Source organism: Streptomyces sp. NPDC037242 (genome assembly GCF_055604165.1).
The window spans coordinates 1-21,069 of the sequence record NZ_JBVJUY010000002.1; the positions used below are offsets into that span (position 1 = coordinate 1).

A 21,069-nucleotide genomic window follows, 5' to 3' on the forward strand; every position below is an offset into this window, starting at 1 on the left:
TAGCGATCACTTCTCTGCCCCTCCCTTCTTTTTTTTTCCTTTCTCTCTTTCCCCCCCCCCCCCCCCTCTTCCCCCCCCCGCCCCCCCCCGTTTCTCCCCCCCCCCCCCCCCCCCCCCCCCCCCCCACACCCAGTTCGAGCCAAGTTCAGCTCAGCCCTGACCGGGCCAGTAGGTACGGCCCCACGCGCGCGCCCCCGGCTGCGGCAGCGTCCGCCGGGCCACCCGGCCCGGCGCCGACCACGCGTCCGCCACCCGCGGGGCGCCCGACGGCGCGGCCGAGGCCAGCACCGCCGCGCGCGCTTGGACCACCGCCAGTGCGGCGGCCAGCTCCTCCGGCGTCGGATTGCCCTTGACGACCTTGATCACCACAGAGACCTCCTGGAGGGGCTAGAGGGGGATGTTGCCGTGCTTCTTCGGGGGCAGGGACTCCCGCTTGCTGCGCAGCTGCCGCAGCCCCTTCACCACGTGCGCCCGGGTCTCGGACGGCATGACCACCGCGTCGATGTACCCGCGCTCGGCGGCCGTGTACGGGTTGAGCAGCGCGTCCTCGTACTCGCTGATCAGCCGTGCACGCACCTCCTCCACATCATCCGCCCCCGCCTCCGCCTCGGCGATCGTGCGGCGGTGCAGGATGTTCACCGCGCCCTGAGCGCCCATGACGGCGATCTGCGCGGTCGGCCAGGCGATGTTGAGGTCCGCGCCCAGGTGCTTGGAGCCCATGACGTCGTACGCGCCGCCGAAGGCCTTGCGGGTGATGACGGTGATCAGGGGGACGGTGGCCTCGGCGTACGCGTAGATCAGCTTCGCGCCGCGCCGGATGATTCCGTTGTACTCCTGGTCCGTGCCCGGCAGGAAGCCCGGCACGTCGACGAAGGTCAGCACCGGGATGTTGAAGGCGTCGCAGGTCCGCACGAAGCGGGCGGCCTTCTCGGAGGCGTTGATGTCCAGGCAGCCGGCGAACTGCATCGGCTGGTTGGCGACGATGCCGACCGGGTGCCCCTCGACGCGGCCGAAGCCGGTGAGGATGTTCGGAGCGAAGAGCGACTGGGTCTCCAGGAACTCCGCGTCGTCCAGCACGTGCTCGATCACCGTGTGCATGTCGTACGGCTGGTTCGCGCTGTCCGGGATCAGGACGTCGAGCTCGCGGTCGGTGTCGGAGACCTCGGTCTCCGCCTCCTCGGGGAAGGCGGGCGGCTCGGAGAGGTTGTTCGACGGCAGGTACGCGAGGAGGGACTTCACGTACTCGATGGCGTCCTTCTCGTCGCCCGCCATGTGGTGGGCGACGCCGGACGTGCTGTTGTGCGTGCGGGCGCCGCCCAGCTCCTCGAAGCCGACGTCCTCACCGGTGACGGTCTTGATGACGTCGGGGCCGGTGATGAACATGTGCGAGGTCTGGTCGACCATGACCGTGAAGTCGGTGATGGCGGGGGAGTACACGGCGCCGCCCGCACAGGGCCCGACGACCAGGCTGATCTGCGGGATCACGCCGGAGGCGTGCACGTTGCGGCGGAAGATCTCGCCGTACATGCCCAGCGCGCTGACACCCTCCTGGATGCGGGCGCCGCCGGAGTCGTTGATGCCGATGACCGGGCAGCCGGTCTTCAGCGCGAAGTCCATCACCTTGATGATCTTCTGGCCGTAGACCTCGCCGAGGGCCCCGCCGAAAACGGTGAAGTCCTGCGAGAACACGGCGACGCAGCGCCCGTCGACGGTGCCGTAGCCCGTGACGACGCCGTCCCCGTACGGGCGGGTGTTCTCCAGGCCGAAGTTGGTCGACCGGTGCCGGGCGAGCTCGTCCAGCTCGACGAACGAGCCCTCGTCCAGCAGCAGGGCCACCCGCTCACGCGCCGTCAGCTTGCCCTTCGCGTGCTGCTTCTCCACCGCGCGCTCGGATCCGGCGTGGGTGGCTTCATCGATGCGACGCTGCAGATCCGCGATCTTTCCCGCGGTGGTGTGCATGTCGATCGGCTCTGACGGTTGTGACATCGGGGTCGCGGCTCCCTGTGTGGTGTCAACTGCCTGGTCAATTGGTTGACCACTGCTGGCTACTGGTGCGTAGCGTATCGGCGGGCATGGCGCTCGGCAGTGCGGCGTTTGACACACCTACTGTGGGTTGCTTGGCCTCGCCACCTTCCCTAAAGGGAGGGGATCCCACCCTCGCGGGCGGGGCTTCCTGCTTCATCGCGCGCTGCCACGTCCGAGACGGATCCCGGCGAGGTCCTCCACCCGCTCCACAGGCAATGACCGCCAGCCCGGCGGCCAGAAGGTTGATCGCTGCGTTGCCGTCCCGGTGGTGGGTCGTCCCGCAGGTCGAGCACCGGTGCGTGCTGGGGAAGAACCGGTCCACGACGACCAGCCGGCGCCCGTACCAGGCCGCCTTGTAGGTCAGCATGTCCCGCAGCTCACGCCAGGCCGCATCCGAGATGGCGCGCGCGAGTCGGTGGTTCTTGCTCCCCTTTTCCTTCCGTGACAGCGCCCGCTGGGCACGCGCCAAGCGCGTCCGGTGTTTGCGCTCGTGCCTGGGGTTCTCGAATCTTTCCCCGGTGGAGAGGGTGACCAGGGAGGTCAGGCCCGCGTCGATGCCGGCCGCCGGCGTGGCAGGAGGCAGTGGGGCGGGGGTGTCCTCGATCAGCAGGGAGACGAACCAGCGGCCGGCTGAGTCCCGGGACACGGTGACCGTGCTCGGCTCCACGCCTGCCGGCAGGGGGCGCGACCAGACGACCGCCAAGGGGCCGCCATCTTGGCGAGCGTGAGCTCCCCGCCCCGGAAACGGAACGCGGAGCGGGTGTACTCGGCGCTTGCCGAGGACTTCCGCTTCGACTTGAAAAGACTTCGGCCAAGAAGGCCAGTTCCTCGGTCTGCTTCCAGGTGGTCAGCATGGCGGAGGTCTGGCCGTAGTTCACCCTCTCCTGGCGCGCCCAGGCGTCGGCGCGGGCGGCGAGGGCGAGGTCGTAGACCTTCCGTACGCACCCGAACGTCTTCGACAGCTCCACTGCCTGCGCGTCATCGGGGTAGAAACGGAACCTGAATGACCTCTTTACCGCAGTATTCCCCACAGGCCGAAAGCTAGGGTCGGTCACGATCCGATAGCAATCCCGGGTCGAAGGATCACACACGGCGACAGAAGGAATCCGATCATGACATCAGAGCCCTCAGCCGGAGCATCCGCGGGCCGCTGGTCGAGCCTCGACCGGCCGCCGTTGAATGCCTCCTCGCTGCAGCGGGCACTCGTGACCGACGGGGGGCTGTGGACCTCGGTGGAGGTGGTCGCCGCCACCGGGTCGACCAATACCGACCTCGCGGCGCGGGCCGCGGAGCTGCCCGAGGGGGCCGTGCTGGCCGCCGAGGAGCAGACCGCCGGTCGCGGGCGGCTCGACCGCAGCTGGACCGCGCCGGCGCGGTCCGGGCTGTTCTTCTCCGTGCTGCTGAAGCCGGGGCCGGAGGTACCCGCCGAGCGCTGGGGGTGGCTGACCCTGCTGGCCGGGGTGGCCGTCGCGAGCGGGCTGTCGCGGGCCGCCGGGGTGGACACCGCACTCAAGTGGCCCAACGACCTGCTGGTCGGTGTGGAGGGCGAGGAGCGCAAGGTCGGCGGGATCCTCGCCGAGCGCGTCGGCGACGGGGTCGTCATCGGCATCGGGCTCAACGTCACCCTCACCGAGGACGAGCTGCCGGTGGACACCGCCGGTTCGCTCGCGCTGGCCAAGGCCGCCGTCACCGACCGGGACCCGCTGCTGAAGGCCGTACTGCGCTCCCTGGAGCAGTGGTACGGGGACTGGCGCGCGGCGGGCGGGGATCCGGCGGCCAGCGGCCTGCAGGAGACGTACGCGGCGGGCTGCGCCACCCTCGGCAAGCACGTGCGCGCCGAGCTGCCCGGCGGGCGCACCCTCACCGGGACGGCCGAAGCGGTGGACGCGGACGGGCGGCTCGTCGTGCGGACGGCGGACGGGGAGCGGGAAGCCGTCGGGGCAGGGGACGTCGTCCATCTGCGCTCGGTCCGGTAGCCCGGGACGAGGTCGGGGAGTGGGGAGTGAGCTACGGCACACCTGCCGTATGGTTTAGGCGATCCCGGTCCTCGCGGTGATCACCCGGTTCGGCAGGGCAGTGTGCGCACGGAATGGACAGGAGGCGGCCCTTGACCGTCGACGACCCTACGTCCAGCGCGTCCGCCGCCGGGCCCGCCGGGCCCTCCGGTCCGGGCACCCCGATCGGGCGAGACCAGCACACTCCCCACCACGAGGTCGACCACACGGCGCAGCCGACGGCCGACCCGCTCGCGATCCGGCTGGAGCAGCTGATCCTGGGCGCCGAGCGCCGGTACACCCCCTTCCAGGCGGCCCGTAGCGCCGGTGTCTCGATGGAGCTCGCGTCCCGCTTCTGGCGGGCCATGGGCTTCGCGGACATCGGCCAGGCCAGGGCGCTGACGGAGGCGGACGTACTGGCGCTGCGCCGCCTGGCGGGCCTGGTGGAGGCCGGGCTCCTGAGCGAGCCGATGGCGGTGCAGGTGGCGCGCTCCACCGGGCAGACCACGGCGCGCCTCGCGGAGTGGCAGATCGACTCCTTCCTGGAGGGGCTGACGGAGCCGCCGGAGCCGGGGATGACCCGTACGGAGGTCACGTACCCGCTGGTCGAGCTGCTGCTGCCCGAGCTGGAGGAGTTCCTCGTCTACGTGTGGCGGCGCCAGCTGGCGGCCGCGACCGGGCGCGTGGTGCAGGTGGCGGACGACGAGGAGATGGTCGACCGGCGGCTCGCGGTGGGCTTCGCGGACCTGGTGGGCTTCACGCGGCTCACGCGCCGGCTGGAGGAGGAGGAGCTCGGCGAGCTGGTCGAGGCCTTCGAGACGACGGCGGCGGACCTGGTCGCGGCGCACGGCGGCCGGCTGATCAAGACGCTGGGCGACGAGGTGCTGTACTGCGCCGACGACGCGGCGACGGCGGCGGAGATCGCGCTGCGGCTGATCGAGACGATGGAGGTCGATCCGCAGATGCCGGAGCTGCGCGTCGGCATCGCCTTCGGCACGGTGACGACCCGGATGGGCGACGTGTTCGGGACGACGGTGAACCTGGCGAGCCGGCTGACGTCCATAGCGCCGAAGGACGCGGTCCTGGTGGACGGGGCGATGGCGGAGGAGCTCGGGCGTACGGGCGCCGCGCCGGTCTCGGAGAAGGAGGCCGAGTCGGAGGAGGGCGGCGGCGGGTACCGCTTCGCGCTCCAGCCGATGTGGCAGCGGCCGGTGCGCGGGCTGGGCGTCGTGGAGCCGTGGTCGCTGACGCGGCGGAAGCGGCCGACGGCCTGAGGGCCCTGTCCGGCCGGCCGGTCGCAGCACTAGGATCCCCGGATAACGTTCGTTAACCGGGAGGGCCGCTGTGGTGTCTGGGTCGGAGTTCGTTTCGGTGCGTCGCCATGGCGACGACGGGGTCGTCGAGCTGGTGCTGGACCGCCCGAAGGCGATGAACGCGGTGTCGACGGAGATGGCCCGGGCCATCGGGGCCGCCTGCGCCGAGCTGGCCGCGGATCCCGCGGTACGGGTCGTCGTGCTCTCCTCCGCGGCCGAGAGGGCGTTCTGCGTCGGGGCGGACCTCAAGGAGCGCAACTCCCTGTCGGACGCGGAGCTGGTGCGCCAGCGGCCGACCACGCGGGGTGCGTACGGCGGCGTACTGGAGCTGCCGATGCCGACCATCGCGGCCGTGCACGGCTTCGCCCTCGGCGGCGGCTTCGAGCTGGCGCTGGCCTGCGACGTGATCGTGGCCGACGAGACCGCGGTGGTGGGCCTGCCGGAGGTGTCGGTGGGCGTGATCCCGGGCGGCGGCGGCACTCAGCTGCTGCCCCGCCGGGTGGGCGCGGCCCGCGCGGCCGAGCTGATCTTCACGGCGCGCCGGGTGGAGGCGGCCGAGGCACTGTCCCTGGGCCTGGTGGACTCGGTGGTCCCGGCCGGGACGGACACGGCCGAGGCGCTGGCGCTGGCGGCGCGGATGGCCGCGAACTCCCCGGTCGGGCTGCGGGCCGCCAAGCGGGCGCTGCGGCTGGGGCACGGGATGGACCTGGCGGCCGGCCTGGAGATCGAGGACGCGGCCTGGCGGACGGTGGCCTTCTCGGGCGACCGGGCGGAGGGTGTAGCAGCGTTCAACGAGAAGCGCAGGCCGAACTGGCCGGGGCAGTAGACATGGAGTCTCACTCTTTGTGATCTTGGTGCCACCGAAAGTCGCGCCAATTGTCACCAAATCAGACAAAACTCCCTAACCTGGGGTGATGGGAGTCGACGGGCGGCTGCGAGCCGTCGTGGGCCTCGCGCAGGCCATGGCCGCCGCGTGTGTGCCACGGGACAGTGTGCGGGCCGCGGCGCGCGGGGCGAGGCTGGCGATGGACGGGTCCTTCGCCGCCATCTCCGCCTGGGAGCGCGAGCGCGGCCGCCTGCGGGTGCTCGTGAACGAGGGCGAGCGCCGGGTCGGCGAGGAGGAGTTCCCCGAGGACGAGTCCTACCCCGTCCACGACTTCCCGGAGATCACCGAGTTCCTCCACGAGCGCTGGGTCGGAGGCGGCGGGCCGCACGCCTGGGTGGAGAGCGCGGTCGGCGACCGCCCCGGGCGGCGCGGGGACGCCCTGCGCCGCCGCGGGCGCGGGAGCTGCGTGGTCGCGCCCATCGTGCTCAGCGGGCGGGCCTGGGGCGAGCTCTACGTCGCCCGCGATGAGGGGCTGGCGGACTTCGACGAGGACGACGCCGAGTTCGCGACCGTGCTGGCCGCGGTCGTCGCCGCCGGACTCGCGCAGAACGAGCGGCTCGAAGAGGCCCGCCGGCTGGCCTTCACCGACCCGCTGACCGGCCTCGCGAACCGGCGGGCCGTGGACATGCGGCTCGACGAGGCCCTGGAGGAGCACCGGCGGACCGGGGCCGTGGTCAGTCTGGTCGTCTGCGACCTGAACGGCCTGAAGAAGGTCAACGACACCCTCGGCCACGCCATGGGCGACCGGCTGCTGGAGCGGTTCGGGTCCGTGCTGAGCCTGTGCGGGGCCATGCTGCCCGGCGCGCTCGTCGCCCGGCTGGGCGGCGACGAGTTCTGCCTCGTGGGGGTCGGGCCGCCCGCGGACGAGGTGGTGCGGGTGACCGAGGAACTGTGCGTACGTGCCGCCGAGCTGGAGCTGGGGGAGGGCGTCGCCTGCGGCGTGGCCTCCACCGGGGACCCCATCGGCCCGGTCAAGTCCTCCCGGCGGCTGTTCCGGCTCGCCGACGCCGCCCAGTACAAGGCCAAGGCCGCGCGCTCACCGAAGCCCGTCGTCGCCGGGCGGGACACCGCCGTGGTGCGGCTCGCCGACGCCGCGCAGGAGGCGATGGGGGAGCGCCGCCGCTTCCGCGGCCGGGCGTAGGGGGTGTCCGACGGATGTCCGCGGTGTGCCGTGACCCCGCCGCCGGCAGGCTAGTGACATGAAGCGATTCAGTCCGTAGGGTGCTGAATATGGATATGCACACTGTCGTGGTGGGAACATCCGGGACCACCGCCGAGGACGTCATCGCCGTCGCCCGCGGCAACGCACGCGTCGAACTGTCCGGCGAGGCGCTCGAAGCGCTCACCCGCGCCCGCGAGATCGTGGACGCCCTGGCCGCCAAGCCCGAGCCCGTCTACGGGGTGTCCACCGGGTTCGGCGCCCTCGCCTCCCGGCACATCAGTCCCGAGCTGCGCGCGCAGCTCCAGCGCAACATCGTCCGCTCGCACGCCGCCGGCATGGGCCCGCGCGTCGAGCGCGAGGTCGTGCGCGCGCTGATGTTCCTGCGCCTGAAGACCGTCTGCTCCGGCCACACCGGCGTACGGCCCTCCGTCGCCCAGACCATGGCCGACATGCTCAACGCGGGCATCACCCCCGTCGTGCACGAGTACGGCTCCCTGGGCTGCTCCGGCGACCTCGCGCCGCTCTCCCACTGCGCGCTCGCGCTCATGGGCGAGGGCGACGCCGAGGGCCCGGACGGGGCGGTCCGCCCCGCCGGCGATCTGCTCGCCGAGGCCGGGATCAAGCCCGTCGAGCTCCGCGAGAAGGAGGGCCTCGCCCTCCTCAACGGCACCGACGGCATGCTCGGCATGCTGGTCATGGCCCTCGCGGACCTCGGCAAGCTGTACACCGCCGCCGACATCACCGCAGCCATGACCCTGGAGGCGCTGCTCGGCACCGAGAAGGTGCTCGCCCCCGAGCTGCACGCCATAAGGCCGCACCCGGGCCAGGGCGCGGCCGCCGCCAACATGGCCGCCGTGCTGGAGGGCTCCGGCCTCGTCCGCCACTTCCAGGAGGAGTCGGCGCCCCGCGTCCAGGACGCGTACTCCGTGCGCTGCGCCCCGCAGGTGGCCGGCGCGGGCCGCGACACCATGGCGCACGCCGCCCTGGTCGCCTCCCGCGAGCTGGCCGCCGCCGTCGACAACCCGGTGGTCCTGCCCGATGGGCGCGTCGAGTCCAACGGCAACTTCCACGGCGCCCCCGTCGCGTACGTGCTGGACTTCCTGGCCATCGCCGCCGCCGACCTCGGCTCCATCGCCGAGCGCCGTACCGACCGGCTGCTCGACCACAACCGCAGCCACGGCCTGCCGCCGTTCCTCGCGGACGACGCCGGTGTGGACTCCGGTCTGATGATCGCCCAGTACACGCAGGCCGCCCTGGTCAGCGAGATGAAGCGGCTCGCCGTGCCGGCCTCCGCCGACTCGATCCCCTCCTCCGCCATGCAGGAGGACCACGTCTCCATGGGGTGGTCGGCCGCGCGCAAGCTGCGTACCGCCATCGACAACCTGACGCGGATCATCGCCGTCGAGATGTACGCGGCCACCCGCGCCATCGAGCTGCGCCACGGGCTCACCCCCGCCCCGGCCAGCCGGGCCGCCATCGCGGCGGCGCGGGCGGCGGGTGTCCAGGGCCCGGGGCCGGATCGTTTCCTCGCGCCTGACCTGGCCGCCGCCGACGCGTTCATCCGTACGGGTGCTCTCGTCGCCGCGGTGGAAGAGGTGACGGGCCCGCTCGCGTAGGGCAGGTGCGTACGGCAGGGGCCGCGCCCGGGGACACGACCCGGGGCGCGGCCCCTCGCCGTTGCGGGCGCCGCCCGCGCAGGCCCCCTACAGGGCGCGCGAGCGGCGTACGGAGAAGGTCACGAAGCCGGCCCCGAGGCCCAGGCAGAGCGTGCCGCCGAGGACGTACGGGGTGGTGTCGATGCTGCCGGTGTCGGCGAGCCCGAGGGTGGCCTCGCCGGAACCGGTGAGCTCGGCGGACCCGGCGCTCTGCACGCTCAGCCCGTCGGAGGGCCCGTCGGAGGGCCCGTCGGAGGGCGCGCCGGAGGCGTCCGTGCCGTGCCCGGGCGCGGTGGCGTTGGCCGATGGCACGAACCACAGGACGGCGAGGAGGGTGGTCGCTCCGAGAGCGGTGAGCATCGATCGACGTGCGGACACGGTGCGATCCCCCTTGTGGCAGCAGCGAATTGGCCCCGTGCGGTGATGCTACGGAAAGGGGCGGGTCGTGGGAAAGTCGGGGGTTCCGCGGGCTTACTCTCCGTCGTATGAACCCTTCTGAGACATCACGATACGTACGGCTTCGGGTCGATTTGGTCCTGGAAGTGCCGGACTCCGCGGCACTCACCGACGCCGCGCTCGCCCACATCAAGGCCGACGAATTCATGCCGGACGAGGAGCGGGGCCACGCGGAGGCCGCCGTCCGGGAGGACGAATCGGAGGCGCTGGCGTACCTGGTGGACCCCACCGACCTGGTCGCGGAGATCCCGGGAGTGGAGCTGGCGCAGGCCTCCTGGAGCAGCGAGTCCGTGGAATACGACCCCGAGTCAATGGAGTGGGACCTCGGCGAGGAAGATGGGGACTTCGACGAAGAGACCGACAACGCCTGACCGTGGGATGGACCACATCCCAACGGGATGCGGAACCGTTCCGGGCCGTGAACGCGTTGTCACAACGAGGCAGGGGGCTCTGTCCCCCTGCCCGGGGATGTACGGGGTTCCGGCAACGATGGAGTGGCGTGTGAGGACGGACAGCAAGCGACGGAGAAGGTCCCTGGTGGCCATATCCGCCGTGCTCGGTGGCGTACTGATGCTCTCGGCCTGCAACGACGGGGGCGGCGACCAGCCCAAGGGCAGCGGGGAAGCATCCGCGAAGTCCCAGGCGGACGTCGACGCGGCGGCGGCCAAGGACACGTCCAAGGCCCGAATAACCATCACGCCGAAGGACGGCGCCACCAACGTCGGCCTGAACGACGCCGCGAACGTGGCCGTCAGTGACGGAACCCTCACCCAGGTCGAGCTGAAGACCTCCGACGGCGCGGCCGTGGCCGGCAAGATAGCCGCCGACGGCAAGAGCTGGAAGCCGGACGCCGCGCTGAAGCGCTCCACGAAGTACGCCCTGTCGGCGACGGCGAAGGACGAGGCGGGCCGCGAGGCGCACGAGAACGCCTCCTTCACCACCGTCTCGCCGGAGAACAGCTTCGTCGGCTCCTTCATCCCGGAGGAGGGCAAGACCGTCGGCGTGGGCATGCCGGTCTCGATCACCTTCAACAAGCCGATCAAGGACAAGAAGGCCGTCCAGGCGGCCATCAACGTCACCTCCAGCAGCGGCCAGGAGGTCGTGGGGCACTGGTTCAGCACGCAGCGCCTGGACTTCCGCCCGGAGAAGTACTGGACGGCGAACTCCACCGTCACGCTGAAGATGGCGCTGGACGGGGTGCAGGGCGCTCCCGGCATCCAGGGCGTGCAGAACCGCACCGTCACCTTCAAGATCGGCCGCAGCCAGGTCTCCACGGTGGACGCGAAGTCGAAGAAGATGACGGTCACCCGCGACGGCGCCGTCGTCAAGACCATCCTGATCTCGGCGGGCGCCCCGGAGAACCCCACGTACAACGGCCAGATGGTGATCTCCGAGAAGTTCAAGGAGACCCGGATGAACGGCGCCACCGTCGGCTTCACCGATGACGACGGCAAGGGCGAGTACGACATCAAGGACGTCCCGCACGCGATGCGGCTGTCGAACTCCGGCACCTTCATCCACGGCAATTACTGGGGCGCCGACTCGGTCTTCGGCAGCGCCAACACCAGCCACGGCTGTGTCGGCCTGAACGACGTCAAGGGCGCTGGCGACCCCAACCAGCCGGCGGCCTGGTTCTACGACAACTCGCTCATCGGCGACGTGGTCGTCGTGGTCAACTCCCCGGACAAGACCATCAAGCCCGACAACGGCCTCAACGGCTGGAACATGAGCTGGGCGGACTGGAAGGCCGGCTCGGCCGTCTGACGCACCGCAGCGACTGAACCCCGGCGGACGGCGGGGAACCCTTCACCGGGTTCCCCGCCGTCCGTGTTTTGCGTCCGCCTGCCGTCTGCCCCTTCTTCCCCCGCCTTCTCATCCGACTCTTATCCGAGGCTTATCCGGCGATCAGGGCCGCTGCCTAGTTTCGGCCGCATGTTCTTCACCTACCTCCGGCGCGAGTTGCGCCGCCGCAGGAAGGCGGCGCTCGTCGTCGCCTCCGGGCTCGCCCTGGGCATCGCCCTCGTCATCGTCGTCAGCTCCGTCTCGGCGGGCATGACGCAGGCGCAGGGCAAGGTCCTCCAGTCGCTGTACGGGCTGGGCACGGACATGACCGTCACCAAGGCCCAGACCCCGCCCGGCGAGGGCGGCGCCGCGGCCCGCCCCCGGTTCCAGTTCGACGCCAAGGGCGAGGACGACGCGAACGCGGACGCCGAGCAGAGCAGCGACATGGTGATGCCGCAGGGCTTCCAGACCCTCGACGCCGCCACCGTCGGCCAGGTGTCCGGGCAGAGCGGCGTCGCGAAGGCCGTCGGCGGACTCAGCCTCCAGGTGATGAAGGTCAACGGGCAGTTCAGGCGCGGCGAGTTCAAACGCGCCGAGGGCGCCACCACCACCCCGGCCAAGCCCGGCGCGACGGGTGGCGGCGCCGGCGGCGCCACGGGTGGTTCGAGCGGCACGGTCCAGGGCGGCGGCGCCGACTTCGACGTCAACTCCTTCACCGTGTACGGCACGGACGTCACGCAGCCGGCGCTCGGCCCCCTCACCACCTCGAAGATCACCTCCGGCCGGGGATTCCAGGCGGGCGAGAGCGACGCGGCCGTCGCCGTCGTCGACAGCGCGTACGCCCAGCAGAACAAGCTGGCCGTGGACTCCGAAGTGACCGTCAAGAACTCCAAGTTCAAGGTCGTCGGCATCGCCACTGCGGACAGCGGGGACGCCGCGGCGAACGTGTACCTCCCGCTCAAGCAGGCCCAGACGCTCGCCGGGACCGCCGACAAGATCACCACGGTCTACGTGCAGGCCAAGGACTCCCAGAGCCTCGACGCCGTGAAGGCGGCCATCCAGAAGAACGTCCCGGACACCACCGTCACCACCTCGGCCGACCTCGCCGACACGGTCTCCGGCTCGCTCTCCACCGCCGCCTCGCTCGCCTCCACGGTCGGCAAGTGGCTCTCGTACGCCGTCCTGCTGGCCGCCTTCCTCGTCGCGGGACTCCTCACCTCCTCGGCCGTCTCGCGGCGCGTCCGCGAGTTCGGCACCCTCAAGGCGCTCGGCTGGAAGAGCGGCCGCGTCACCCGCCAGGTCGCCGGAGAGGCCCTGGTCAACGGCCTGCTCGGCGGCGTACTGGGCATCGGGCTCGGACTCGGCGCCGCGTACGCCATCACCGCGCTCAGCCCGACGCTGACGGCGCAGCTCGCGGGCGGCGGAGGCGGCGGTGGCGGCCGGGCCTCGGGCGGCGGTGGTGGCGGTGGCTTCGCCGGGCCCGCCCGCCAGGCCGCCGGCAAGGCCCTCGACGTCGCGCTCACCGCGCCCGTCTCGCTCGCCACCATCGGCGTGGCCGTCGCCCTCGCCGTCGCGGGCGGGCTGATCGCGGGCGGCTTCGGCGGCTGGCGCGCCTCCAGGCTGCGCCCGGCGGACGCGCTGCGGCGCGTCGAATAGCCGGCCCCCACGCACCAATCGACGAGTGAACGAGGAACGAGGAACGAGCGAGATGTACCGACTCACCGGTGTGACCAAGAGCTACCGGCGCGGCAAGGAAACCATCGACGCGCTGGCCGGGGTGGACCTGACCATCGAGGACGGCGGCCGGCTCGTCATCCAGGGACCCACGGGCGGCGGCAAGTCCACCCTGCTCCAGATGCTCGGGGCGCTCGACCGGCCCACGGCGGGCCAGGTCGTGCTCGACGGACTGGACCTGGCCACGGTGTCGGAGGCGCGGCTCACCCGGGTCCGGGCGGAGAACATCGGCTTCGTGTTCCAGTCCTTCAACCTGATCCCGACCCTGACCGCGCAGGAGAACGTCGAGACGGCGCTGGTCCCGCTCGGCCTCAAGGCGCGCGAGCGGCGCGAGCGGGCCGCCGAGGCGCTGGCGTCGGTCGGCCTGGGCGAACGGATGGGCCACGTGCCCGGGGAGATGTCCGGAGGGCAGCAGCAGCGCGTCGCCATCGCGCGGGCCCTGGTGAAGCGGCCGAAGGTGCTGCTGGCCGACGAGCCGACCGGCAACCTCGACGAGTCCATGCGGGACGAGGTCATGGACCTGCTGGAAGGGCTGTGGAAGGAGCACGGGCTGACCTTCGTGATGGTCACGCACGACAGCGCGCTGGCCAAGCGGGCACCGCGGGTGGCGACGATCCGGCGCGGCAAGGTGACGGTGACCGAAAACGCCTGAGCGGCGGCGCGGGGCCACGGCTAGGGTCCGTGGGATGACGATCAGGAAGCTCTCCGGGCCCCCGACCGACGCCGAGGTGGACGGCTGGGCCGCGACCGTGGCCGCGGCCCACGCCGCCGATCTGCCGGGCGTGCCCGCGCCGACCCGGGTGGAGATCGCCGGCCGGCTCCAGGTGCCGCCGGCCCGCGGCCGGGCCGCGCTCTGGATCGCGGACGGCAGCGCGGCCGTGGCCGGGCTGCTGCTCACGGACGAGGCCAACAGCCACACCGCGATCCTCGACGTGCTGGCGGTCCGTCCGGACGTGCGCCGACAGGGCATCGGCACGGCCCTGTGGCAGCGGGTCCGCGAGGAACTCCTCGCGCAGGGGCGGACCTCGGTCGAGGCGATGGTGGATCTCGGCGGCCCCGGGCAGGCGTTCGCGGAGTCCCTCGGGTTCCGCAACGTCCTGCCGATGGCCTGGTACGTACAGCACGTCCAGCAGGTACAGCTCGTACAGGAAGTCACCCCAGGGTACGAGCTGCGCGCCTGGCACGGCCTGGTGTCCGACGACTGGGCGCGGCCGGTGGCCGGGGCGCACGGGGCGATGGAGGACGCACCCATGGGGGACGTGGCGTATCAGATCGAGTCCTGGACGCCGGAGCGCCTGCACGCGGCGTACCAGCTGATCCTGGACCGGGGCGGCGAGGTGACGACGGTCGCGGCGGTGACCGCGTCGGGCGAGGTGGCGGCGTACACCGCGCTGGTCCTGCCCGACCCCGGCGGCGAGCGCGCCTTCCAGTACGACACGGTCGTCGTCCCCGCCCACCGCGGCCGCGGCCTCGGCCGCGCGGTGAAGCTGCGCATGCTGGAACTGGCGGCGCAGCGGTATCCGGGCCTGCGGCAGATCGCCACCACGGTGGCGGACGAGAACACCCCGATGCGTACGGTGAACGAGTCCCTGGGCTACCGGCGCGAGCGCGCCACGGCGTACTTCCAGCTCAAGCTGTAGCGGGCCGGTCCGCCGCGGGCGGGACCGGCTGGGCGGCCGGGGCGGAGTCGGAGGCGGGGGCCGAGGGGGCCGACCACGACGACAGGAGCCGCAGCGCGTCCGCCGAGGGCGAGCCCGGGGCCGCGTGGTAGGTGACCAGGAACTGCGCCGAGTCGTCGGGGAGGGCCAGCGTCTCGAAGGACAGGTCCAGCTCGCCCACCAGCGGATGCCGCAGCCGCTTCACACCGTGGGTCTTGTTGTCGCCCACGGTGTGCGCGGCCCACAGCCGCCGGAACTCCTCGTTCTTCACCGACAGCTCGCCCACCAGCGCCGACAACTGCTCGTCGTCCGGGTGCGTGCCCGCGTACACGCGCAGGTTGCTCACCACCTCGCACGCCCGGCACTCCCAGTCCGCGAACAGCTCCACCGTCGCCGGGTCGAGGAACGCGAGGCGCACCAGGTTGCGCTCCTTCGGCGGCACCGCGCCGAAGTCGCCGAACACCGCCGCGGCCAGCCGGTTCCAGCCGAGGACGTCCTGGCGCCGCCCCACCAGGTACGCCGGTACGTCCTCCATGGCGTCCAGCAGCGTCCGCAGCCCCGGCCGGACCTGCTGCGGGCGCGGAGCCGTACGCCGCTTGCGGGGCCTGGGCTGCGCCAGGTGGTTGAGGTGCTCGGTCTCGGTGTCGCCCAGGCGCAGCGCCCGCGCGATGGCGTCCAGGATCTCCGCCGACACGTTGTGCCCGCTGCCCTGCTCCAGGCGCGTGTAGTACGCGACCGACACGCCGGCCAGCATCGCCAGCTCCTCGCGGCGCAGCCCGGGAACCCGTCGGTGGCGCCCGTGGTCGGGCAGGCCCACGTCCTCGGGGCGCAGCCGCGCCCGCCGGGTGCGGAGGAACTCGCCGAGCTCGGCTCGCTGGTCAGGCTGGTCCATGCACCCCAGTATCGCCGCGCGGCGCTGCGGACGGCGGGCCGTGCCTGACCCTGCCAGGGGTAGGCACGCCAGTCCTAGGCAGAACAGGGCAGGACAGGGAGCTGGGTGGCGGCCCCCGGGTCCGGCAGGCTGGGAAACACCCCAGACCGTTCCGAGGAGCACCCCCATGTCAGTCACGCCCGTCACCCGCGTTGCCGCCGTCGCCGCCCCCGCCCCCAAGGCCCCGCTGGAGCGCACCACCGTCCCGCGCCGTCCGGTCGGCGAGCACGACGTGCTCATCGCCATCAAGTACGCGGGCATCTGCCACTCCGACATCCACCAGGTCACCGACGGCTGGGGCGAGGGCATCTACCCCATGGTCCCGGGCCACGAGATCGCCGGCGTCGTCACCGAGGTCGGCCCGGGCGTCACCCGGTTCGCGGTGGGCGACCGGGTCGGCGTCGGCTGCTTCGTCGACTCCTGCCGGGAGTGCGAGTACTGCCTGCGCGGGCAGGAGCAGTACTGCGCCAAGGGCATGACCGGCACGTACAACGCCCTCGACAAGAGCGGTGAGCCCACCTACGGCGGCTACTCCACCCACATCGTCGTCGACGAGAACTACACCGTCCGGATCCCCGACGGCCTCGCCCTCGACGTCGCCGCCCCGCTGCTGTGCGCCGGCATCACCCTCTACTCACCGCTCAAGCACTGGGGGGCGGGCCCCGGCAAGAAGGTCGCGATCGTCGGTCTCGGCGGCCTCGGCCACATGGGCGTCAAGATCGCGCACGCCCTGGGCGCGGAGGTAACCGTGCTGTCGCAGACCCTGCGCAAGCAGGAGGACGGGCTGAAGCTCGGCGCCGACCACTTCCACGCCACGAACGACGAGGCCACCTTCGAGGAGCTCGCCGGCAGCTTCGACCTGATCGTCTCCACCGTCTCCGCGCCCCTCGGCTTCGACGCCTACCTCGGCCTGCTGAAGGTGGACGGCGCGCTGGTGAACGTCGGCGCCCCGGAGGAGCCGGTCGCGCTGAACCTGTTCTCCGTCATCGGCGGCCGCAAGACGCTGGCCGGCTCGATGATCGGCGGGATCGCCGAGACCCAGGAGATGCTCGACTTCTGCGCGGAGCACGGGCTGGGCTCCGAGATCGAGGTGATCGGCGCCGACGAGATCAACGAGGCCTACGAGCGGGTGCAGGCGGGCGACGTCCGCTACCGCTTCGTCATCGACGCCTCGACGATCTGAACGGGTTGCCGCCGGCCAGGACGCCTCGGCGGGGGCGGACGGTGGCGTGACCACCGGCAGGTGATCGACTGCTAGCCGACGCCGAAGGCGACCTGTCCGGGGTCGTCGCGGCCGACGCCACCATCGCCCGAGCCCACCAACACGCCGCGGGGGCCCGGAAAGGGGGGCCCCGGCCTAGCTGCAGTCCCACATGAACCGGCCTTCGAGGTGGTCGGAGCTGAGGAAGAGGAAGCCGCTTCCGTAGCCGAAGTTGAGGAAGAACGGGTCCTCCTCCGACTCACCCCTGTCCTCGAACTGGCAGAGGAACAGCCAGGAGGCATCGATACCGAAGGCCTGGTGGTTGGGGTAGAGCGGCTCGCCCCCGAGGAAGTCCTTCGGCCAGTCCTCCTCGGGGAACTCGACCTTTGGGCCCTCGCCTCGCAGGTACCGGGAGCAGGCGGCCGCCTGGTTCGCCGCCTCGTCAGCTTCCGGCGGCATCGGCACCAGGTCCATCAGCCATTCGACGGGGACTTCCGTGCCGTCCGGACCCCATCGCCACAGGGTTCGCCCCTCGGTGCTGGGGCACCCGATCGACGCGAAGGACGGTATCCGCCCACCTGGCTGGACCAGAACGACGGCCTCCCCGTCCTCCGCCGCGGTGCCACCCATGTCCATGCCGTCCTCGTGCAGGAACAAGTAGGCGAGGCGTACCTCGTTCCCCGGCACCCGGAACTGGCCGATGAACACGAGCGGCTCACCCGTAAGCGGATGCACCGGCCACGCCGGCCCGTCCAGCCAGACAGGCTGCCCGCCGAACTTCGACACCGGTTCCGTGACCGGCCCGGGCGCAGCCCGGAAGGACATGCGCAGCCGGGGCAGGAAGGCCGCATCGTAGGGGCCTGCGGTCTGGTTCGTCGGCTTGGAGATCATGCCGCCGAAGCTACGGCACCCCACCGACAGGACCCGGTCTCGGCAAGAGACGGCTTAGGGGCGTACCACTGCTGGGTCTTGAGTCCGGGGGTGCAGTTGACGACGGTCAACTCGTTTCCGGGCCCGTTGTCGGTCATGCACTGCACGCCGCGGTCGTCCTTGATGTAGTACGCCCCCGAGGTGGGCGCCTTCTCCAGCCTCCAGGCGAAGGTCCCGGCCGCGCCGCCGCAGCCCCGCGGGGCGGTCGGGGCCTGGGTGGCGGGCGGGGGAGCGGGCTTGTTGCCCGAGCCGCCGGCGTTGCCCTGAGCCGTGCCCGGGCCCGGACCGGGGGTCTGGCCCGCTGCCGGGTTGCCGCCGTCGGGGGAGGGCGCCGAGCCGGGGCTCGCCCCGCGGGCCGGCGGCCGCACTCGCCGTGCCGCCGGGCGACGCGGAGCAGCCGGGGGCCGCCGTGGACACCACGGGACTCGGGCCGGGCGCCTGCGCGTCGTGCTGATCGGCGCCCGGTCGATGTACAGCGTGGTGCCGACGCCCACCACGACCACGACGGGCATGAACAGGGCGATGGTCCGGCCCCGGCGGGCGCGCGGTGCGGGTGCCGCCGCGGGCTGGGGCGCGGTTGCGGGGACGGGTATGGGCGTGGGCGGTACGGGTTCCGCCTCCCCGGCGGCCTCCCGCCGGAAGCGCGCGGCGAACGTGGGGTCGTCCAGCAGCGCCGTCAACAGGATCTTGACGGCCACGTCCTGCTCCAACACCCCGTCACGGGCCCGCTAGACCTCCCCTATGGCCCCACTGCCGAGCCGCTCGCCGAGCGCGTACCGCTACCCCGCCCCCGTAACCCCTGGCCCACCCACGAACGCCAACCGCGGTCTGTCAGAGCCGAGTTGACACCCAAATCCCCGCGTCCCACCTCGGGTCGGTCGGGCGGGCAGGGGCGGGCGGGGCGGTGGTCGGCCGCCGCGGCGCGGGCCACGCCGATGGGGCAGGAGACGCCCGTGCCGCCGATGCCGCAGTAGCCTGCCGGGTTCTTATCCAGGTATTGCTGGTAACACCCCTTCTTGTTGCGTAGAATTAATGACTCTTCGTAAAAGGGGTGGGAAGTGAACGAAGCGGCACCGGTGATCCCGGTTGTCTCGTACGCCCGTATCTCCGCCGACACAGCCAGGGACGGCCACGGCGTCGAGGACCAGCACAAGGTGAACGGAGAGACGGCGGCCCGTCTCGGTTGGACGATCGTGCACCGCTACACCGACAACGACCTGTCGGCGGCCAAGGCGGCTGTGGTCCGCCCGGACTTCGAGGCCATGGTGAAGGCGCTCAAGTCGGGCCATATGCCGGATGGTCAGCCGGTGCGCGGCGTCATCGTGGTCGCGGACGACCGGCTCACGCGCCGGGCGGGCGACTATGAGCGGTTCGTGGACGCGCTCACGTACGAGGAAGGACGGCTCTACGCCGACGCCAAGGGGTCGAAGAACCTCTACAGCGAGGACGTAGAGTCGATGGGCCTCTTCGGCGTCGTCATCTCCAAGATGGAGGTGCGCAAGATGCAGCGGCGTGCGCGCCGCTCGCATCGCGCCCGCGCGGAGCTGGGCATCCCGGTGGGCGGCAAGCGTCCGTTCGGTTGGAAGGACGACAAGCTCACGCTGGAGCCGGAGGAAGCGGCGCGGCTGGCGAAGGGCGCCCGCGAGGTGATCGCGGGCAAGTCCATGCACTCGATCCTCCGCGAGTGGCGGGAGGCCGGCGTCCGCACGGTCAACGACAAGGAGTGGGCGAGCCGCTCGCTCAAGCTCGCGCTGTGGAACCCGCGGCTGTGCGGCTGGCGGAAGCACAACGGCGAGCTGGTGCGTGATGCCAACGGCATGCCGGTCGTGGGCCGCTGGGAGTCAATCATCACGCCGAAGGAGTGGATGGCTATCGACGCTGTCTTCTCGGCGCGCGTCGGACCCAACGTGAAGTCCGACGGATCGGTCACTGACTACCGAACTCCGTCCTACCTGCTGACGGGAATCCTACGATGCGGAAAGCCTGGTGCAGACGGACAGATCTGCAACGCGCCGCTCCGCGCAACTGCCCGACCGGACCTTTCCGGTGGCTATCTCTACCAGTGCCCCAGCAAGGAAATGGGCGGCTGCGGTGGCACGGGGCGCAATGGTGCCAAGACTGACGAGTTCATCACAGAGGCAGTCCTCGCGAAGTTGGAGGAACGGGCGGCCGGGGCAAAGCATGTGGACGATAAATGGGCGGGAGAGGAAGAGCTGGCCCGCCTGACGGAGAAGCAGCGCAAGCTGCTCCAGGCGTGGCAGGAGGACCAGATCTCGGACGAGTTGTTCTTCCCTGAGAATCAGAGGATGGAAGCGCGAGTCAAGGAACTCCGTGCGGACCGTACCCGTCACGTCCTCAAGCAGCAGCGCGCAGCCGAAGTAACCGGAGACGTGCGCGAGCGCTGGACCTCCGGCCAGCTGGACCTGGCGCAGAAGCGTGCCATGATCAGGGAGGCTCTGCATGCGGTGATCGTCCTGCCTGTGGGTGGCGGAGGCCGGCGCCCGTTCAACCCTGACCTGCTGGTCCCCAAGTGGCGGGACTGACGGGGAGCCGAAACGGAAAGGGGCACCGCCATCTGGCTGGTGCCCCTTCATTCGTCTTGTGGATGTGGACTACCGCTGCCCGCGCGTGGCCTTGGTCGGGTCCTGATTCTAAATTTCCAAGCCAAGTATTGTGGAAACGCGCTGCCATCGCTCTTCGCTCCAGACCAGAGCCTTGGCGGCTTGCGCGCGACTCCAATCGCGAGCAGTGATGTTGGTCAAACGGAAGTCCCTTCCTTGGTTCATGTTGCGCGGTGAGAGCAATGCGCAACTCTAGCTTTGTGTGCGCGCATTGACACCCAGTGAGACGTTGGGCAGACGGGACACGGACACGAGCCGGTCGGGCAGCTGGAGCGCCATGACCGCAGGCTCGCTGATGCGCCACCGGAGTGTGTGCTCGCAGATCAGGAAGAGCCTGAGTGTGGTGGTGCCGGCCTCGATGGCCTCGGTGGCTTCGGCGCGGGCCCTGCGGGCCGCCGAGTCACCCGTGAGTCCGGATGCGTCGGGACGTATGCGGCGGCTACAACGGCAGCATGGAGGTTCCTGTGTGCCGAGTGCGGCGGCAGCCTTACGCCAGACCTGACTCCGCTGCCTGCCGTTCCCTCAGTGCCCGACGACGAAGAACGCGACAAGGGGAGTCGGCTGGCGCCGGCCACGATGCCGCAGGGCCAATACGGAGTCGAGCCCCAACCCTGGGGAGCCCCGTACATGCTGCATCCGGACCAGGCGGCGGATGCTGCGGTCCGTCCGGCGACGGGGGACTGAACCGTGCCTGCCCCTGTGGCGCCAGGGTGGCCACCCT

Annotated in this window: 19 protein-coding genes and 3 pseudogenes; 13 read left to right on the top strand and 9 right to left on the bottom strand. The window is 71.4% G+C overall.

The features are described from left to right. Positions 1-150: 150 nt before the first annotated feature. The 3 genes and pseudogenes from ACZ7GJ_RS02790 to ACZ7GJ_RS02800 all read right to left on the bottom strand — a co-directional run bounded on the left by ACZ7GJ_RS02790 (position 151) and on the right by ACZ7GJ_RS02800 (position 3,056). A complete protein-coding gene (locus ACZ7GJ_RS02790; protein ID WP_470749607.1) occupies positions 151-366 on the bottom strand; it encodes an acyl-CoA carboxylase epsilon subunit in 216 nt (71 codons plus the stop codon). 21 nt (positions 367-387) lie between these two features. Further along, entirely contained in the window at positions 388-1,986 is a 1,599-nt protein-coding gene (locus tag ACZ7GJ_RS02795; RefSeq protein ID WP_470748765.1) for an acyl-CoA carboxylase subunit beta, read from the bottom strand. Between the two features lie 37 nt (positions 1,987-2,023). After that, a pseudogene (locus ACZ7GJ_RS02800) lies at positions 2,024-3,056 on the bottom strand (RNA-guided endonuclease InsQ/TnpB family protein). Positions 3,057-3,137: 81 nt separating this feature from the next. Between ACZ7GJ_RS02800 and ACZ7GJ_RS02805 the strand changes: the two are divergent. The 5 genes from ACZ7GJ_RS02805 to hutH all read left to right on the top strand — a co-directional run bounded on the left by ACZ7GJ_RS02805 (position 3,138) and on the right by hutH (position 8,996). Continuing rightward, positions 3,138-4,001, top strand: coding sequence for a biotin--[acetyl-CoA-carboxylase] ligase (locus ACZ7GJ_RS02805; protein WP_470748767.1), 864 nt, complete (start codon positions 3,138-3,140; stop codon positions 3,999-4,001). A gap of 131 nt (positions 4,002-4,132) precedes the next feature. After that, the gene (locus ACZ7GJ_RS02810; RefSeq protein ID WP_470748769.1) at positions 4,133-5,293 is read left to right on the top strand and encodes an adenylate/guanylate cyclase domain-containing protein; all 1,161 of its coding nucleotides are present in this window, start codon (positions 4,133-4,135) and stop codon (positions 5,291-5,293) included. 70 nt (positions 5,294-5,363) lie between these two features. After that, positions 5,364-6,158: an enoyl-CoA hydratase/isomerase family protein gene (locus tag ACZ7GJ_RS02815; protein ID WP_470748771.1), complete on the top strand. Its 795-nt coding sequence runs from the start codon at positions 5,364-5,366 to the stop codon at positions 6,156-6,158. 88 nt (positions 6,159-6,246) lie between these two features. Next, on the top strand, positions 6,247-7,359 hold the full coding sequence (locus ACZ7GJ_RS02820) for a GGDEF domain-containing protein (RefSeq protein WP_470748773.1): 1,113 nt from the start codon (positions 6,247-6,249) through the stop codon (positions 7,357-7,359). A 95-nt stretch (positions 7,360-7,454) separates the two neighbouring features. After that, the gene (gene hutH / locus ACZ7GJ_RS02825; protein ID WP_470749609.1) at positions 7,455-8,996 is read left to right on the top strand and encodes a histidine ammonia-lyase; all 1,542 of its coding nucleotides are present in this window, start codon (positions 7,455-7,457) and stop codon (positions 8,994-8,996) included. An 87-nt stretch (positions 8,997-9,083) separates the two neighbouring features. On the opposite strand, the gene ACZ7GJ_RS02830 is transcribed toward hutH, so the two are convergent. Next, on the bottom strand, positions 9,084-9,395 hold the full coding sequence (locus ACZ7GJ_RS02830) for an LPXTG cell wall anchor domain-containing protein (protein ID WP_470749612.1): 312 nt from the start codon (positions 9,393-9,395) through the stop codon (positions 9,084-9,086). Between the two features lie 125 nt (positions 9,396-9,520). Between ACZ7GJ_RS02830 and ACZ7GJ_RS02835 the strand changes: the two genes are divergently transcribed. The 5 genes from ACZ7GJ_RS02835 (at position 9,521) to ACZ7GJ_RS02855 (ending at position 14,647) form a co-directional block, all read left to right on the top strand. Next, the gene (locus ACZ7GJ_RS02835; protein ID WP_470748775.1) at positions 9,521-9,862 is read left to right on the top strand and encodes a hypothetical protein; all 342 of its coding nucleotides are present in this window, start codon (positions 9,521-9,523) and stop codon (positions 9,860-9,862) included. A 118-nt stretch (positions 9,863-9,980) separates the two neighbouring features. Beyond that, positions 9,981-11,255 carry a L,D-transpeptidase gene (locus tag ACZ7GJ_RS02840; RefSeq protein ID WP_470748777.1) on the top strand — a complete coding sequence of 425 codons (1,275 nt, stop codon included), beginning with the start codon at positions 9,981-9,983 and terminating at the stop codon, positions 11,253-11,255. Between the two features lie 168 nt (positions 11,256-11,423). Next, positions 11,424-12,929, top strand: coding sequence for an ABC transporter permease (locus ACZ7GJ_RS02845; RefSeq protein ID WP_470748779.1), 1,506 nt, complete (start codon positions 11,424-11,426; stop codon positions 12,927-12,929). Positions 12,930-12,981: 52 nt separating this feature from the next. Then, positions 12,982-13,659 carry an ABC transporter ATP-binding protein gene (locus tag ACZ7GJ_RS02850; RefSeq protein WP_470748781.1) on the top strand — a complete coding sequence of 226 codons (678 nt, stop codon included), beginning with the start codon at positions 12,982-12,984 and terminating at the stop codon, positions 13,657-13,659. Positions 13,660-13,693: 34 nt separating this feature from the next. Continuing rightward, positions 13,694-14,647, top strand: coding sequence for a GNAT family N-acetyltransferase (locus ACZ7GJ_RS02855; RefSeq protein WP_470748783.1), 954 nt, complete (start codon positions 13,694-13,696; stop codon positions 14,645-14,647). Here ACZ7GJ_RS02855 and ACZ7GJ_RS02860 read toward each other — a convergent pair. After that, positions 14,637-15,557 carry a helix-turn-helix transcriptional regulator gene (locus tag ACZ7GJ_RS02860; protein ID WP_470748785.1) on the bottom strand — a complete coding sequence of 307 codons (921 nt, stop codon included), beginning with the start codon at positions 15,555-15,557 and terminating at the stop codon, positions 14,637-14,639. The genes ACZ7GJ_RS02855 and ACZ7GJ_RS02860 overlap by 11 nt on opposite strands. 166 nt (positions 15,558-15,723) lie before the next feature. On the opposite strand from ACZ7GJ_RS02860, the gene ACZ7GJ_RS02865 reads away from it, so the two are divergent. Continuing rightward, positions 15,724-16,779 (top strand): NAD(P)-dependent alcohol dehydrogenase, encoded by a 1,056-nt coding sequence (locus ACZ7GJ_RS02865; protein WP_470748787.1) that lies wholly within the window; start codon positions 15,724-15,726, stop codon positions 16,777-16,779. A gap of 62 nt (positions 16,780-16,841) precedes the next feature. Next, a pseudogene (locus ACZ7GJ_RS02870) lies at positions 16,842-16,946 on the top strand (IS5 family transposase); the annotation flags it as partial. 7 nt (positions 16,947-16,953) lie between these two features. Here the strand turns inward: ACZ7GJ_RS02870 and ACZ7GJ_RS02875 are convergent. The 3 genes and pseudogenes from ACZ7GJ_RS02875 to ACZ7GJ_RS02885 form a co-directional block, all read right to left on the bottom strand. Further along, positions 16,954-17,688 (bottom strand): hypothetical protein, encoded by a 735-nt coding sequence (locus ACZ7GJ_RS02875; protein WP_470748789.1) that lies wholly within the window; start codon positions 17,686-17,688, stop codon positions 16,954-16,956. Further along, positions 17,685-18,425, bottom strand: coding sequence for a hypothetical protein (locus ACZ7GJ_RS02880; protein ID WP_470748791.1), 741 nt, complete (start codon positions 18,423-18,425; stop codon positions 17,685-17,687). Before ACZ7GJ_RS02880 ends, ACZ7GJ_RS02875 begins: the two co-directional genes overlap by 4 nt. 221 nt (positions 18,426-18,646) lie before the next feature. Continuing rightward, positions 18,647-18,733: pseudogene (locus ACZ7GJ_RS02885) on the bottom strand (peptide-methionine (S)-S-oxide reductase MsrA); the annotation flags it as partial. A gap of 52 nt (positions 18,734-18,785) precedes the next feature. Here ACZ7GJ_RS02885 and ACZ7GJ_RS02890 point away from each other — a divergent pair. After that, entirely contained in the window at positions 18,786-20,270 is a 1,485-nt protein-coding gene (locus ACZ7GJ_RS02890) for a recombinase family protein (RefSeq protein ID WP_470748793.1), read from the top strand. A gap of 270 nt (positions 20,271-20,540) precedes the next feature. Here the strand turns inward: ACZ7GJ_RS02890 and ACZ7GJ_RS02895 are convergent, their stop codons facing one another. Further along, entirely contained in the window at positions 20,541-20,780 is a 240-nt protein-coding gene (locus ACZ7GJ_RS02895; protein ID WP_470749614.1) for a Scr1 family TA system antitoxin-like transcriptional regulator, read from the bottom strand. Positions 20,781-21,069 lie beyond the last annotated feature (289 nt).